Source organism: Streptomyces sp. NPDC001204 (genome assembly GCF_053598035.1).
The window spans coordinates 347,906-363,452 of the sequence record NZ_JBSFJL010000002.1 but is presented as its reverse complement, the minus strand read 5'-3'; the positions used below and the strand labels follow the sequence as shown (position 1 = coordinate 363,452).

Sequence of the window (15,547 nt, the reverse complement as noted above, 5' to 3'; positions counted from 1 at the left end):
GAAGTCAGCCCCTCCCCAGGAGCAGTCGGGCCTCACCGACGGTGATGACGGAGCCGGTGACGAGCACACCGCCGCCGGCGAACTCGCCCTCCTCCTCGGCGAGCGTGATCGCGGCCTCCAGCGCGTCCGGCAGCCGCGGCTCGACCTGGACCCGCTCCTCGCCGAACACCTCGACGGCCAGCGCGGCCAGCTCGTCGGCGTCCATCGCGCGGTGGCTGGAGTTCTGTGTGACCACGATCTCCGCGAAGATCGGCTCGAAGGCCTCCAGCAGACCGCGCACGTTCTTGTCGCCGCTGGCCCCGACCACCCCGATCAGCCGGCTGAAGTCGAAAGCCTCCCGGACCGCCTCGGCGGTCACCCGCGCGCCCGCCGGGTTGTGCGCGGCGTCCAGCACCACGGTCGGCGAGCGCCGTACGACCTCCATCCGGCCCGGCGAGGCGACGGACGCGAACGCCTTGCGCACGGTGTCCACGTCCAGCGGCTGGGCGCGCTGCGCGCCGACGCCGAAGAACGCCTCGACGGCGGCGAGCGCCACGGCGGCGTTGTGCGCCTGGTGGGCGCCGTGCAGCGGCAGGTACACCTCGGTGTAGTCGCCGCCCAGGCCGCGCAGGGTCAGCAGCTGCCCGCCCACGGCCACCCGGCGGGCCACGACACCGAACTCCAGCCCCTCGCGGGCGACCGTCGCGTCGACCTCCACGGCCTTCTTCAGCAGGACCTGCGCGGCGTCCACCGGCTGCTGGGCCATGATCACCGTGGCGTCCTGCTTGATGATGCCGGCCTTCTCCCCGGCGATCTCGCCGGGCGTGGTGCCCAGGCGGTCGGTGTGGTCCAGGTCGATGGGGGTCACCACGGCGACGTCACCGTCGATGACGTTCGTGGCGTCCCAGCTGCCGCCCATCCCGACCTCCACGACGGCCACGTCGACCGGCGCGTCGGCGAAGGCGGCGTACGCCATGCCGGTCAGCACCTCGAAGAAGGACAGCCGGTACTCCTGCGAGGCGTCGACCATCTCCACGTACGGCTTGATGTCGTGGTACGTCTCGACGAACCGCTCGGCGGAGATCGGCGCGCCGTCCAGGCTGATCCGCTCGGTGATCGACTGCACGTGCGGGGAGGTGTACCGGCCGGTGCGCAGTTCGAAGGCGCCGAGCAGGGCCTCGATCATGCGGGCGGTGGAGGTCTTGCCGTTGGTGCCGGTGATGTGGATGGACGGGTAGGACCGCTGCGGCTCGCCCAGGACGTCCATCAGCGCGGCGATCCGGCTGACCGAGGGCTCCAGCTTGGTCTCGCCCCAGCGGGTGGCCAGCTCCCCTTCGACCTCGCGCAGCGCCTTGTCGACCTCGGGGTCCTCCGGGCGCCCGGCTACGTCCGCCTGCGACGGGCCGCCCTGGGTCCGCAGGGTGCGGCTGCCGGCCTCGATGACCGCGAGATCGGGGTCGCGTTCGGTCTCCGTGGCGATGATCTCGTCGAAGGTGTCGAGAGGGTCTGGCTGGCCGCTGCTGTCCGGGGGGAGCTCACTCACGGGGCCAGTGTACGGAGGGTCGCCGACATACGTGGGCGAAGGCCCCCGGAGTCGCGTGATTCCGAGGGCCTTCGTCACCTCCGCGTGGACCCGTCCGTCCGCGGGCCGGGCGCTAGCCCTGCGGCAGCCGCTCCAGCTGCGCCGCGATCCGTGTGATGTCCTCCTCGGCCTTGGCCAGCCGCGTACGGATCTTCTCGACCACGTGGTCCGGCGCCTTCGCCAGGAACGCCTCGTTGCCGAGCTTGCCGTTCGCCTGGGCCTTCTCCTTCTCCGCGGCCGCCAGATCCTTCGCCAGCCGCTTGCGCTCGGCGGCGACGTCGATCGCGCCGGACAGGTCCAGCGCCACCTCGACACCCGCGACCGGCAGCGTCGCCGTGGCGGTGAATCCGTCGCCCTCCGGCTGGAGCCGCAGCAGCTGCCGGATGGCCGGCTCGTGCGTGGTCAGCGCCGTACCGTCCAGGACCAGGCGGGCCGGGACGCGCTGGCCCGGCTGGAGCCCCTGGTCGGCGCGGAACCGGCGCACCTCGGTGATCACGGACTGGAGGGTCTCGATCTCCCGCTCGGCGGCCGCGTCGCGGAAGCCGCTGTCGGTGGGCCACTCGGCGATGACGACGGACTCGCCGCCCGTCAGCGTCGTCCACAGCGTCTCCGTGACGAACGGGACCACCGGGTGCAGCAGCTTCAGCGTGACGTCCAGGACCTCGCCCAGGACGCGCTTGGAGACCTCGGCCGGCTCGCCGCCCGCCTGGAACGTCGTCTTGGACAGCTCGACGTACCAGTCGAAGACCTCGTCCCACGCGAAGTGGAACAGGGCGTCCGACAGCTTGGCGAACTGGAAGTCCTCGTAGTACGCGTCGACTTCGGCGACGACCGAGTTCAGCCGGGACAGGATCCAGCGGTCGGTCGCCGACATCTTCGAGGCGTCCGGCAGCGGTCCGTCCACCGTCGCGCCGTTCATCAGCGCGAAACGGGTGGCGTTCCAGATCTTGTTGGCGAAGTTGCGCGAGCCCTGGACCCAGTCCTCGCCGATCGGCACGTCGACACCGGGGTTGGCGCCGCGGGCCAGGGTGAACCGGAGGGCGTCGGAGCCGTACTTGTCCATCCAGTCCAGCGGGTTGACCGCGTTGCCGAAGGACTTCGACATCTTCTTGCCGAACTGGTCGCGGACCATGCCGTGCAGGGCGACGGTGTGGAACGGCGGGGTGCCGTCCATCGCGTACAGGCCGAACATCATCATCCGGGCGACCCAGAAGAAGAGGATGTCGTAGCCGGTGACCAGGACGGAGTTCGGGTAGAACTTCGCGAGGCTCTCGGTCCGCTCGGGCCAGCCGAGGGTGGAGAACGGCCACAGGCCGGAGGAGAACCAGGTGTCGAGGACGTCGGTGTCCTGCTTCCAGCCCTCGGCCTCGGTGCCGGGCGGCTGCTCGTCGGGTCCGACGCAGACGACCTCGCCGCCCGGCCCGTACCAGACGGGGATCCGGTGGCCCCACCACAACTGCCGCGAGATGCACCAGTCGTGGAGGTTGTCGACCCAGTCGAAGTACCGCTTCTCCATCTCCTGCGGATGGATCTTGACGCGGCCGTCCCGGACGGCGTCGCCGGCGGCCTGCGCCAGCGGGCCGACCTTGACCCACCACTGCATGGACAGGCGCGGCTCGACGGTGGTCTTGCAGCGCGAGCAGTGGCCGACGGAGTGGACGTACGGGCGCTTCTCGGCGACGATCCGGCCCTCGGCGCGCAGCGCCCCGACGATGGCGGAGCGGGCCTCGAAGCGGTCCAGGCCCTGGAAGGGGCCGTGGACGGTGATGACGGCGTGCTCGTCCATCACGGTGATGGCGGGCAGGTCGTGGCGTCGGCCGATCTCGAAGTCGTTCGGGTCGTGGGCCGGGGTGACCTTGACGGCGCCGGTGCCGAACTCGGGGTCGACGTGCTCGTCCGCGACGACCGGGATGGAACGGTCGGTGAGCGGCAGCTTGATGAGCTTGCCGACGAGGTGGCGGTAGCGATCGTCGTCGGGGTGAACGGCGACGGCGGTGTCACCGAGCATGGTCTCGGCACGGGTGGTGGCGACGACGATGGTGTCGTCCCCCTCGCCGTACTTCATCGAGACCAGCTCGCCGTCGTCGTCCTGGTACTCGACCTCGATGTCGGAGATGGCGGTCAGGCACCGGGGGCACCAGTTGATGATGCGCTCGGCGCGGTAGATGAGTTCGTCGTCGTAGAGCCGCTTGAAGATGGTCTGAACGGCCTGCGACAGCCCTTCGTCCATGGTGAAGCGCTCGCGCGACCAGGCGACGCCGTCGCCGAGGCGGCGCATCTGGCCGGAGATCTGGCCGCCGGACTCGTTCTTCCACTGCCAGACACGCTCGACGAAGGCCTCGCGGCCGAGGTCGTGCCGGGACTTGCCCTCCTTGCCGAGTTCGCGCTCGACGACGTTCTGGGTGGCGATGCCGGCGTGGTCCATGCCGGGCTGCCACAGCGTCTCGTATCCCTGCATGCGCTTGCGGCGCGTGAGGGCGTCGATGAGCGTGTGCTCGAAGGCGTGCCCCAGGTGGAGCGAGCCCGTGACGTTCGGCGGCGGGATGACGACGGTGAACGGCGGCTTGTCGCTCTTCTCGTCCGCCTCGAAGTAACCCCGCTCTACCCAGCGCTCGTACAGCGGCCCCTCTACGTCGGCCGGCGCGTACTGGGTCGGCAGTTCGGTGTCGGGCGCTGATGTCTGCTGCTGAGCGTTGTCGGTCACGGGGCCAGTTTAGAGGCGTCACGGCGCTGTCCCGAACCGCATTTGTTTCGTAACGGTGGCGACCCTGATGACATGGCATCGCCGTACCTGGGCCAGGATGTCAGGGACACATAAGCATCGGGAGGGGAACCCAGGAAATGAGCAACAACCAGCCGGGCCCGTACGGCGCGCAGCCCCAGCAGCCGGGGCCGTACGGCCAGCCTGGTCCCTACGGCCAGCAGCCGCCGCAGGGACCGCCCCAGCCCGGCTACGGCTACCCCCAGCAGGCCCCTCCCGCCCAGCCGCAGCCCGGTTACGGCTACCCGCAGCAGCCCGCCGCCCCGGGCGTCCCGCCCCAGCCGAACCCCTACGGCCAGCAGCCCCCGTACGGCCAGCCTCCCTACGGCGCCGCCCCGCAGCCTCCGGCCCCCGGTGGCGGCGGCAAGAAGACGGGCCTGATCATCGGCGCGGTGGCGGTCGTCGCGGTGATCGCGGTGGGCGCGTTCTTCGCGATCGGCCTGATCGGCGGGGGCGGCGGCTCCAGCGTCGCGGACGACGGCCCGCACAAGCTGATCACGCCCGCGGCGGTTCTCGACGGCCAGTACAAGAAGGCCGAGGACTCCGGGAACGACGGCATGTCCAAGTCGGACCTGAAGGACGCCGAGAGCTGGGGTGTGAAGAGCCCGAAGGACGTCAGCGCCAATTACCAGTCCGGGGACAAGAGCAACCCGCTCGCCATGAAGCAGATCAGCTTCGGCGGCGTCTACGGCACCATCGACGACCCCGAGAAGGCCGTCGACAACATGTTCGCGGACATGAAGAAGAACGCCGAGAAGGAGAAGAGCGACGGCGGAGAGCTCCTCGGCAGCCCGAAGGCGTACAGCCCGAGCGGCCTCGACGGCGCCGTCCTCAAGTGCCAGGAGATCAAGGTCGACCTGGGCTCGTCGGGCGGTACGGCCGGCGCCCCCAAGGACATGACGATGCCGGTCTGCATCTGGGGTGACCACAGCACCCTCGGACTGGTGATGCCGGTCGACATCGCATCCGCCATGACCGGCAAGGCGAGCACCCCCGAGGACGCCGCCGAGACCACGGCCAAGCTCCGCAAGGACGTGCGCGTCAAGGCCTGACGCCGGCACCCGGCAGACGAGGAAGGGGCCCTGGTCGGTCGACCGGGGCCCCTTCCTCGTTCGTGCGGATTCCTCGTTCCCGCGCGGCGGTTACGCCGTCTTCTGCTCGCCCGGACCGCGGCCGCGCGAATCGCGGGGGATCAGGGTCGGGTTGACGTTGGAGAGGACGACGTCGGCCGTGATGACCACGCGGGCCACGTCCTTGCGGGACGGGACCTCGTACATCACGCCCTGGAGCACCTCCTCCATGATGGCGCGCAGGCCGCGGGCGCCGGTCTGGCGGAGGATGGCCTGGTCGGCGATGGCCTCCAGGGCCTCGCGCTCGAAGTCCAGCTCCACGCCGTCGAGTTCGAACAGGCGCTGGTACTGCTTGACCAGGGCGTTGCGCGGCTCGACCAGGATCTTCAGGAGCGCCTCGCGGTCCAGGTTGTGGACCGAGGTGATCACCGGCAGGCGGCCGATGAACTCCGGGATCATGCCGAACTTGACCAGGTCCTCGGGCATGACGTCCTCGAACTGGTCCTTGGTCTCCAGCTCCCGCTTGGAACGGATCGTCGCGCCGAAGCCGATGCCCTTGGCGCCCGCCCGGCCCTCGATGATCTTCTCCAGGCCCGCGAAGGCGCCACCCACGATGAACAGGACGTTCGTCGTGTCGATCTGGATGAACTCCTGGTGGGGGTGCTTGCGGCCGCCCTGGGGCGGAACCGAGGCCGTGGTCCCCTCGAGGATCTTCAGCAGGGCCTGCTGGACGCCCTCGCCCGACACATCCCGCGTGATGGACGGGTTTTCACTCTTCCGCGCGACCTTGTCGATCTCGTCGATGTAGATGATCCCGGTCTCGGCCTTCTTGACGTCGTAGTCGGCCGCCTGGATCAGCTTCAGCAGGATGTTCTCGACGTCCTCGCCTACGTACCCCGCCTCCGTCAGCGCCGTGGCGTCGGCGATGGCGAACGGGACGTTCAGCATGCGGGCCAGCGTCTGGGCCAGCAGGGTCTTGCCGGAGCCCGTGGGGCCCAGCAGAAGGATGTTGGACTTGGCGAGCTCGATGCCGTCGTCACGGCCCTGCGCGCCGCCGTTCTCGCCGGCCTGGACGCGCTTGTAGTGGTTGTACACCGCGACGGACAGGGCTTTCTTCGCGGCCTCCTGGCCGACGACGTACCCGTCCAGGAACTCGTAGATCTCGCGGGGCTTGGGCAGTTCCTCCCAGCGCACCTCGCTGGTCTCCGCGAGTTCCTCCTCGATGATCTCGTTGCAGAGATCGATGCACTCGTCGCAGATGTACACACCGGGCCCTGCGATGAGCTTCTTGACCTGCTTCTGGCTCTTGCCGCAGAACGAGCACTTGAGCAGATCGCCGCCGTCACCGATGCGTGCCACGGTGTGCTTCCCCTTCGCCTGGGAGACGCCTACGTCCAGCGGCTCCTGGTGCTGCCTTATGTCGACGGTACCTTGCCGGGCCCCTCGTTCGGGCCCCCCTTGGCACGGTTCGCTTTGACGTGCACCGTGCCAAGGAGTGGCAGACGATACTGCCTCCCGTCAGCGGACGGACGCGTTGTTCATCTTCCGGGTCGAGATGATCTGGTCGATCAGCCCGTACGACAGAGCCTCCTCGGCCGTGAGGATCTTGTCGCGCTCGATGTCCTCACGGATCTTCTCGATCGGTGTGCTGGAGTGCTTGGCCAGCATCTCCTCCAGCTGCGAACGCATCCGGAGGATCTCGTTGGCGGCGATCTCCAGGTCGGAGACCTGACCGCGACCGGTCTCGCTGTACGGCTGGTGGATCAGCACCCGGGCGTTGGGCAGCGCCATGCGCTTGCCCGGCGTGCCCGCGGCCAGCAGGATGGCGGCGGCCGAGGCGGCCTGGCCCATGCACACGGTCTGGATGTCGGGCTTCACGAACTGCATGGTGTCGTAAATGGCGGTCAGCGCCGTGAAGGAACCGCCGGGGCTGTTGATGTAGACCGAGATGTCCCGGTCGGGGTCCATCGACTCCAGGCACAGCAGCTGCGCCATGACGTCGTTGGCGGAGGCGTCGTCGATCTGGACGCCGAGGAAGATCACGCGCTCCTCGAAGAGCTTCGCGTACGGGTCGTACTCGCGGATGCCCTGGGAGGTGCGTTCCACGAAGCGCGGGATGACATAGCGGGACTCGGCCGTGGGGCCGGTGTACTCGGCACGCGTACGGTCGTAGAGGCCACTGCCGGGGAAGTCGTTCACGGTGTCTCCTGGAAAAGGGCTGGGCGGTCGGCTGGGGCTGGCTGGGCTGCGCGGAGGTTCGGACACCCGCACGGGGCCGGGAACTCCGCGGGAGCGGCTCAGGGGGCCTCCTGGACCCCGTGGGAGCGGCTCAGGCCCCGGTGCCACCGCCGCCCGGCATGCCGGCGGCCGAGGTGATGACGTCGTCGATGAGGCCGTACTCCTTGGCCTCGTGGGCGTCGAACCAGCGGTCGCGGTCGGAGTCGCGGGTGATCTGCTCGACGGACTGGCCGGTGTGGAAGGAGGTCAGCTCGGCCATGCGCTTCTTGGTGTGCAGCAGCCGCTCGGCGTGAATCTTGATGTCCGAGGCCGAGCCGGCCAGACCGGCGGAGGGCTGGTGGATCAGGATCTCGGCGTTCGGCAGCGCGAAGCGCTTGCCGGGGGTGCCCGCGCTGAGCAGGAACTGGCCCATCGAGGCCGCGAGGCCCATGGCGATGGTCACCACGTCGTTCTTGATGTACTGCATGGTGTCGTAGATCGCCATGCCGGCCGTGATCGAGCCGCCGGGGCTGTTGATGTACAGGTAGATGTCCTTGTCCGGGTCCGCGGCAAGGAGCAGCAGCTGTGCGGTGATCTTGTTCGCGATGTCGTCGTCGACCGGCTGGCCGAGGAAGATGATCCGCTCGTTGAGCAGCCGGTTGTAGACCTGGTCGCCGAGGCCACCACCGATGGAAGGCTCGCCGGCGGCGGAGGGCATCAGATTCGTCACGTATCCACCTGCTCGTCTTACGACGGCGCCGGGCCGTCTCACGTGTTCCTGCCAGGGGCTGGGGACTCCCCTGCCCCCGTACTCATGGACCCTAACGCGCGGCTCCCTTCGGCGAATCCCGCTGAGGGGAGTGTTCGCCGGGGGCGTAGCGCGCGGCCTCCGGAAAAGCGAACGGGCCCCAGGTCACCAACGTACCCGGGGCCCGCCCTCCGCGCGCATCCGTATGCCGTACGGATCAGGCCTCGGCCTTCTCCTCGCCCTCGCCCTCGGCGGCGGCGTCGGCGGTCTCCGCCTCGTCCTCCTCGTCGTCCAGGTCGACGATCTCGCCGTTGGTGTCCTTCACGGTCGCGGCCTCGACCACGACGGCCAGGGCCTTGCCGCGGGCGACCTCGCCGACCAGCAGCGGAACCTGGTTCTGCTCGACGACCGCCTGGGCGAACTGGTCGGGGGACATGCCGGAGGAGGCGGCGCGCCGCATGAGGTGCTCGGTGAGCTCCTCCTGGTTGACGTTGAGCTTCTCCGTCTTGACCAGCTCGTCGAGGACGAACTGGGTCTTGATGCCCTTGACCGCGGCGTCGCGGGTCTCGGTCTCGAACTCCTCGGCGGTCTTGCCCTGGATCTCCAGGTACTTGTCGAGGGTGAGGCCCATCTGGCCGAGCTGGTGGTGCTCCAGGTTGTGCTTGCGGGTGTTGATCTCGTCCTCGAGCAGCTTCTCGGGGACCGGGACCTCGACCAGCTCGAGCAGCTTGTCCAGGACGCGCTCCTGGGCCTGCGTGGCCTGGTCGTACTGCTTCATGTTCTCCAGGCGCTTGCGGCTGTCCGCGCGCAGCTCCTCGAGGGTGTCGAACTCCGAGGCGAGCTGCGCGAAGTCGTCGTCCAGCTCAGGCAGTTCGCGCGCGGCGACCTGGGTGACCTTGACGGTGACCTCGGCCTCCTTGCCGGCCGCGGAGCCGCCCTTGAGCTCGGAGGTGAAGGTGGCCTCGCCACCGGCCTCCAGGCCCTTCACGGCGTCGTCGATGCCGTCCAGCAGCTCGCCGGAGCCGATGGTGTAGGAGACGCCGTTGGCCACGCCGTCCTCGAGGACCTCGCCGTCGACCTTGGCCTCCAGGTCGATGGTGACCACGTCGCCGTCCTCGGCGGCGCGCTCGACCGGGCTCGTCGAGGCGAAGCGCTCGCGCAGCTGCTCGACGGCCTTGTCGACGTCCTCGTCGGTGACCTCGACGGCGTCGACCTCGACCTCGATGCCGGAGTAGTCCGGGATCTCGACGGCCGGGCGGACGTCGACCTCGGCGGTGAAGTTCAGCGTCTCGCCGTCCTTCAGCTCCGTGATGTCGACCTCGGGCTGGCCCAGCGGGCTCAGCTCCGCCTCGTTGACCGCCTCGGTGTAGAACTTCGGCAGCGCGTCGTTGACGGCCTCCTCCAGAACCGCACCGCGGCCGAACCGCTGGTCGATGACGCGGGCCGGGATCTTGCCCTTGCGGAAGCCCTTCACCGTGACCTGCTGGTTGATCTTCTTGTACGCCGCGTCGAGGCTGTCCTTGAGCTCCTCGAAGGGCACCTCGACAGTGAGCCGAACCCGGGTCGGGTTCAGGGTCTCCACGGCGCTCTTCACGGTTCGGTCTCCTTGTGGCTGACTGCTTGGATTCTGCCGGGGCCAGACAGGTCCGGCGGATTTCGCCCCGCCCGGAGGAGTTCGCAGGCCCAGCAGGACCGGACACACGGGCGCGCAGTCTGCATAGTAACCGCAGCCACTCCGCGCCCCCAAAGGCGATCACGTGTGGTGACGCCGACCGGCGGCCGGCGGATGGTCGGGGTGGCGGGATTTGAACCCACGGCCTTCCGCTCCCAAAGCGGACGCGCTACCAAGCTGCGCCACACCCCGTCTGGTGCGACAGGTAGGGTACATGCCCGCAGGCAGTGCGGACGCCGCATTCCACGACCACCGGGAACGCGCCGGGCGCGGACGCGGTACGGCAGTGGCTCGCGGGGACCTCGCGGGAACGGAGTGTGCGTACACGGCGCACGACCCGCTACGATGCCTTGTGTGCCGCGGTCGGCAGACCAGCGGCGCCTTGTGTGCGGGCGTAGCTCAATGGTAGAGCCCCAGTCTTCCAAACTGGCTACGCGGGTTCGATTCCCGTCGCCCGCTCTGTACGGCTCAGGGCCAGGTCGGAGGATGTCTCCTCCGACCTGGCCCTGATCGTTTCCGCGCGCACTGACGGCTCGCGCCCCGTCCCGCCGGGTCAGCGGCGCGTCACCTGCTCGTCAGAAGCTGATCGAGTTGATCGTGTGCGCTATCGAGTTCAGGAAGCGGTTGATCGACGGCGCCATGCCGGTGGAGGCGAGGAAGAAGCCGAAGAGTACGGCGACGATGGCCGGGCCCGCCTTGATGGAGCCCCCTCGGAGCAGCACCACCAGGATGATCGCCAACATCAGCACCACTGACAGTGAAATGGCCACAACTGATCACACCCTCGGTCGGTCGCTCTCCCGGCCCGCGGACGCCAGCCCCGCGCACCCCGCTGGAACCATCGTGCCACCAACCCGGCCCCCCTATGCGGCGGCTGACACATCATCGGCCAAACCGTCCGCTCCCGGGATCGCGCCCCTTGGGGCGGGACGCTTCTCCGACCGTGATCCGTAAGGCAATTCGGCGCCGTTCGCGGCACCGCCTCCGCAGGGAATTCAGCGAGATCTTTTACACGCCTGCACATTATGTTCGCAAGGAATTCGAATCGTCACCCAGAACGTGAACTCCCGCACCAACTCATCAGGATGAGTCTGGACATTGGGGGTCCCACTGCGCACACGACGGGCACATGAGATGTGTCGACCATCACCCTGAAGGCATGCCGACTTCGTCGAATACGGGGTAGCCGCAGCGAATAACCGGCGTATGACGTCGGCGCTTTCACGGAACCCCGCGGACAACACTAGGGTGCCTCAGATGTTCCACGCTGCCTCGTCCCCCGGTCAGAACAGAACGCCGCTCCCCCCTGCACAGTCGCCGGCCCCCGCGGTACCGAGTCCGCGCCGATCGGGCGAGTCGGACGGAAGACCGGCCAAACAGCGCGACGCGTTCTTCGACAACGCCAAATACCTGGCGATCGTGCTGGTGGCAGCGGGTCACTCCTGGGCGCCGCTCATGGACGACAGCCGCGTCCTGCGAAGCCTGTACATGTTCGTGTACGCCTTCCACATGCCGGCCTTCATCGTCATCTCCGGCTACTTCTCGCGCAGTTTCGACGCCCGGCCCGACCGGCTCAAGCGGCTGATCACCGGTGTCGCGGTTCCGTACGTCGTCTTCGAGACCGCCCTCTCCCTCTTCAAGCGCTACGCCGGCCACAGCCCCGAGCAGGACATCAGCCTCCTCGACCCCTGGTACCTGACCTGGTTCCTGTGCGCCCTGTTCATCTGGCGGCTGACCGCACCCCTCTGGAAACTGGTCCGCCGGCCGCTGCCGCTCGCGCTCGTCATCGCCATGCTGGCGTCGGCCGGCTCGTCCATCGGCGACGACCTGGACCTTCAGCGGGTGCTGCAGTTCCTGCCGTTCTTCGTGCTGGGGCTGTCGATGAAGGCCGAGCACTTCCGGCTGGTGCGCCGCCGTTCGGTGCGGATCGCGGCGGTGCCGGTGTTCGCGGCGGCGCTGGTCACCGCCTGGTGGGCGGCGCCCCGGATGAACTCCTCCTGGTTCTACCACCGTGACGCCGCGCAGGATCTGGGCGCGCCCTGGTGGGCCGGCCCGGTGATGACGCTGGCGCTGTTCGGCTGCTCACTGGTGCTGACCGCCTGCTTCTTCGCCTGGGTGCCGGGCCGGCGGATGTGGTTCACCGCGCTCGGCGCGGGCACGCTGTACGGCTACCTGCTGCACGGCTTCGTCATCAAGGGCGCCGGCTTCCAGGGCTGGTTCGACCACGCCTGGCTGCACCGTCCGCTCGGCGAGATCCTCGTCACCGTCGTGGCGGCGACGGTCATCACCCTGCTGTGCACGCGCCCCGTGCGGCGGGTCTTCCGCTGCGTCATGGAGCCCGAGATGAAGTGGGCCTTCCGGCAGGACGCGGGCGAGCAGGCCCGCGAACGCCGGGAGGCGCAGTGGCCGCAGTGGGAGAAGGCCGGCTCGGTCAGCGCCTGAGAGGGCCGTCCGGGAGCCCGAGAAGTGCGCGCATCCGTGCGTACTTCCCGGTCAGCCGGGTGCGGGTGGCCTCGTCGAGGACCGCGAGGCGGACCGGGTCGGCGTTGTGCGCCAGGTCCGCCTCCTTCACCAGCAGCGCGCCGGGCGTGGCGAGGATCCGCCGCGCGTACGCCTCCGGGTCCTCCCCCGCCCGCTTGGTGACCGCCAGCACGATGTCCTTCGTACGGCGGCTCAGCGCGGCCTCGCGCAGCCACCCCTCGGACAGGGCGCCGTCCTCCACGGAGTCGTGCAGCCAGGCCGCCGCGATCTGCTCGCCGTCGCCGCCCAGGACCCGTACGCCCTCGGCGACGGCCCGCAGGTGCTCGGCGTAGGGCCGGCCCGCCTTGTCGGTCTGCCCCTGGTGAGCGGCCCTGGCGACGGTCTCGACCTCGGCCAGGGACATGGTGCGCGGGGTGCGGGGCGTGTCGGTCACCTGCCCAGTGTGTCAGCGTGCCGCCAGGGCCGTGGGCCCCTCGCGGCAGATCAGGAGCAGGGCGCGGTCGTCGTTGACGTCCTTCGCCACCGCTTCGATCAGGTGCCAGGCGGCGCCGTGGAAGCCGCCGGCGACATAGCGGTCGGCCTCGCCGGTGAGGCGGTCGATGCCCTCGACGATGTCGCGGTCGGACGTCTCCACCAGGCCGTCGGTGAACAGCATCAGGACGTCCCCGGCGCGCAGGGAGCCCTTGACCGGGTCGAACTGGGCGCCGTCGTACACGCCGAGGAGCGGGCCCTCGGCGGCCTTCTCCTCCCAGCGGCCGCTGCCCGCGCTGAGCTGGAGGCCCGGCGGGTGCCCCGCGGAGTACAGCTCGTAGTCGCCGGAGTCCAGGTCCAGCACCAGATGGATGGAGGTCGCGAAGCCCTCGTCCCAGTCCTGGCGCAGCAGGTAGCCGTTGGCGGCGGGCAGGAACGCGTGCGGGGGCAGGCTGCCGAGCAGACCGCCGAACGCGCCCGACAGGAGCAGCGCCCGCGACCCCGCGTCCATGCCCTTGCCGGAGACGTCCGTGAGGACGACCTCCAGGGTGCGGCCGCCGTTCGTACGGGCGGCGACCACGAAGTCGCCGGAGAAGGACTGGCCGCCGGCCGGGCGCAGCGCCATCTCGTGGTGCCAGCTTCCGGGCAAATGCGGCAGCTTGCTCTGGACGCGGATGCGTTCGCGCAGGTCGAACAGCATGGTGCCGCCGCGCCGCCAGGGCACGCCGACCCGGCTGCGGAACTGGGCGATGAGCAGCCCGAAGAAGCCGCAGGCGGCGACCACGAGCACCACGCCCGGGGTCACCCGGGACGGGCCCTCGGTGTACGGCCCGAGCCGCACCGACTCCACGATCAGCGCCGTGGCCGCAGCGGCGTACAGGCCGAGCAGGCTCGCCGGGCGCAGCAGCAGCCCGCCGGCGACGATGGGCAGCACCAGCGCGACCGGGGAGAACCACACCGAGTTGGCGAGCGTCAGCACCAGGATCAGCGGGATGGTCAGCAGCAGACCGCCGAGCGCGATCCAGTCCGAGCCGTCCCCGCGGAAGTAGTCGACGGCGGCTCGGCGCACGCCGACGCGGGCCCGGTGCCACTGCATCTTCAACCGGGCCGTGAACGTCTCGGCTTCCGCGCGCCGCTGTCGTCCTGCTGCCATTAGTTGGGGACCCTATCCATCGGACCTGACGCTTGGCACGGGAGGTCCCACTTGTCCCCCGTCCGAGGCTCGGATTCACAGTGAACTTCACCGGCGGCCGTCTCGCTGCCGCCTGGGCGAAATTCGTTCGCCCGGTCCGTGGCGCGCTGGTAGGCATGGCGCATGGCGACTGAGCGTGCGACCGAGCCGAGGGTGCTGCGGCGGGACGAGTGGGACCGCTGGTACGACAACCTGATCCGCGCCTTCGGAGGGGTCCCGGAGCCGGCCGAGGAGCGGGAGGCCTGGAAGTCCCTCACCGAGCCGGACCGTTCTCTGGGTGTCTGGGACGGGGACATGTGTGTGGGCACGGCGGGGGCGTTCCGCTTCCGGATCACCGTGCCGGGCGGCGACTCGCTGCCGGCGGCCGGCATCACGATGGTGAGCGTGGCCGCCACGCACCGGCGGCGCGGTGTGCTGACGTCGATGATGCGTCGGCAGCTGGACGACGTGCGTGCCTGGGGCGAGCCGCTGGCGGTGCTGACCGCCTCCGAGCCGGCGATCTACGGCCGCTTCGGGTACGGCGCGGCGACCTTCCAGCTCAGCGCCGAGATCGACACCGACCGGGCCGGTCTGACGGTCCCGGCCGGCACGGACGACGTACGCCTGCGGTACGCGGCGCCCGCCGACGTGCTGGACGACTGCGAGGCGGTGTACGCGCGGCTGGTGCCCGGCCGGCCCGGGATGCCGGCCCGGCAGCCCGGCTGGGGGCGGCTGGCGCTGCTCGACCCGGAGAGCGCACGGGACGGCGCCTCGCCGCTGCAGTGCGTGGTCGCCGAGCGGGCGGGCGAGGTCACGGGGTACGCCCGCTATCGCGTCAAGCCCGGCTGGGGCGTCGGCGGGCACGAGGGCACGGTGCTCCTGAACGACCTGGACGCGCTGGACCCGGAGAGCGACGCGGCCCTGTGGCGCTTCCTGTTCGGCATCGACCTGACCTCGACGCTGATCGTGCGGGAGCGGCCGGTCGACGACGCCTGGCAGTACCTGGTGTCCGACATCCGGCGGTGCCGGCCGCAGCTGCGGGACGTGCTGTACGTACGGCTCGTGGACGTGGGCGCCGCGCTCGCCGCGCGGACCTACCAGACGCCGGTGGACGTGGTGTTGGAGGTGGCGGACGAGTTCTGCCCCTGGAACGCCGGGCGGTGGCGGCTGACCGGAGACGCGAAGGGGGCGTCCTGCGAGCGGACCTCGGACGCGGCGGAACTCTCCTTGTCCGTACGCGAGTTGGGGGCGGCGTACCTCGGCGGCGTGCCGCTGTCCGGACTGGCGGCGGCCGGGCGGGTACGGGAGCTGCGGCGGGGGGTGCTGTCCCAGGCGTCGGTGGCGTTCGGCTCGGCGGTGGCGCCGTGGCTGCCGCACGGATTCTGAGACGGGCGT

At 69.9% G+C, this 15,547-nt stretch carries 12 protein-coding genes and 2 tRNA genes; 4 read left to right on the top strand and 10 right to left on the bottom strand.

Annotated elements, in window-relative coordinates:
- Positions 1-4: 4 nt before the first annotated feature.
- A complete protein-coding gene (folC, locus tag ACWC91_RS04500) occupies positions 5-1,522 on the bottom strand; it encodes a bifunctional tetrahydrofolate synthase/dihydrofolate synthase (protein ID WP_450639803.1) in 1,518 nt (505 codons plus the stop codon).
- Positions 1,523-1,634: 112 nt separating this feature from the next.
- Positions 1,635-4,265: a valine--tRNA ligase gene (locus tag ACWC91_RS04495; RefSeq protein ID WP_450639801.1), complete on the bottom strand. Its 2,631-nt coding sequence runs from the start codon at positions 4,263-4,265 to the stop codon at positions 1,635-1,637.
- A 137-nt stretch (positions 4,266-4,402) separates the two neighbouring features.
- On the opposite strand from ACWC91_RS04495, the gene ACWC91_RS04490 reads away from it, so the two are divergent.
- Positions 4,403-5,374 carry a hypothetical protein gene (locus ACWC91_RS04490; protein ID WP_281155000.1) on the top strand — a complete coding sequence of 324 codons (972 nt, stop codon included), beginning with the start codon at positions 4,403-4,405 and terminating at the stop codon, positions 5,372-5,374.
- 90 nt (positions 5,375-5,464) lie between these two features.
- Here ACWC91_RS04490 and clpX read toward each other — a convergent pair whose 3' ends face one another.
- The 5 genes from clpX to ACWC91_RS04465 form a co-directional block, all read right to left on the bottom strand.
- The gene (clpX, locus tag ACWC91_RS04485; RefSeq protein ID WP_225075148.1) at positions 5,465-6,751 is read right to left on the bottom strand and encodes an ATP-dependent Clp protease ATP-binding subunit ClpX; all 1,287 of its coding nucleotides are present in this window, start codon (positions 6,749-6,751) and stop codon (positions 5,465-5,467) included.
- A gap of 159 nt (positions 6,752-6,910) precedes the next feature.
- Complete coding sequence (locus ACWC91_RS04480) at positions 6,911-7,591, bottom strand: ATP-dependent Clp protease proteolytic subunit (protein WP_141360910.1); 681 nt, start codon at positions 7,589-7,591, stop codon at positions 6,911-6,913.
- A 130-nt stretch (positions 7,592-7,721) separates the two neighbouring features.
- Positions 7,722-8,327 (bottom strand): ATP-dependent Clp protease proteolytic subunit, encoded by a 606-nt coding sequence (locus ACWC91_RS04475; protein WP_172633231.1) that lies wholly within the window; start codon positions 8,325-8,327, stop codon positions 7,722-7,724.
- Between the two features lie 247 nt (positions 8,328-8,574).
- Positions 8,575-9,951: a trigger factor gene (gene tig / locus ACWC91_RS04470; RefSeq protein WP_225075149.1), complete on the bottom strand. Its 1,377-nt coding sequence runs from the start codon at positions 9,949-9,951 to the stop codon at positions 8,575-8,577.
- 193 nt (positions 9,952-10,144) lie between these two features.
- Positions 10,145-10,221: transfer RNA gene (locus ACWC91_RS04465), tRNA-Pro, on the bottom strand.
- 196 nt (positions 10,222-10,417) lie between these two features.
- On the opposite strand from ACWC91_RS04465, the gene ACWC91_RS04460 reads away from it, so the two are divergent.
- Positions 10,418-10,488 (top strand) — tRNA-Gly (locus ACWC91_RS04460).
- 116 nt (positions 10,489-10,604) lie between these two features.
- Here ACWC91_RS04460 and ACWC91_RS04455 read toward each other — a convergent pair.
- A complete protein-coding gene (locus ACWC91_RS04455) occupies positions 10,605-10,799 on the bottom strand; it encodes a hypothetical protein (protein WP_225075150.1) in 195 nt (64 codons plus the stop codon).
- A gap of 487 nt (positions 10,800-11,286) precedes the next feature.
- On the opposite strand from ACWC91_RS04455, the gene ACWC91_RS04450 reads away from it, so the two are divergent.
- Entirely contained in the window at positions 11,287-12,471 is a 1,185-nt protein-coding gene (locus ACWC91_RS04450) for an acyltransferase family protein (protein WP_225075151.1), read from the top strand.
- Here the strand turns inward: ACWC91_RS04450 and ACWC91_RS04445 are convergent.
- A complete protein-coding gene (locus ACWC91_RS04445; protein WP_281155014.1) occupies positions 12,461-12,913 on the bottom strand; it encodes an HD domain-containing protein in 453 nt (150 codons plus the stop codon). The genes ACWC91_RS04450 and ACWC91_RS04445 overlap by 11 nt on opposite strands.
- Before the next feature lie 42 nt (positions 12,914-12,955).
- Positions 12,956-14,134, bottom strand: a complete 1,179-nt coding sequence (locus tag ACWC91_RS04440) for a PP2C family protein-serine/threonine phosphatase (protein ID WP_225075152.1) — start codon at positions 14,132-14,134, stop codon at positions 12,956-12,958.
- Positions 14,135-14,296: 162 nt separating this feature from the next.
- Here ACWC91_RS04440 and ACWC91_RS04435 point away from each other — a divergent pair, with 162 nt between their 5' ends.
- The gene (locus tag ACWC91_RS04435) at positions 14,297-15,538 is read left to right on the top strand and encodes a GNAT family N-acetyltransferase (RefSeq protein WP_450639798.1); all 1,242 of its coding nucleotides are present in this window, start codon (positions 14,297-14,299) and stop codon (positions 15,536-15,538) included.
- Positions 15,539-15,547 lie beyond the last annotated feature (9 nt).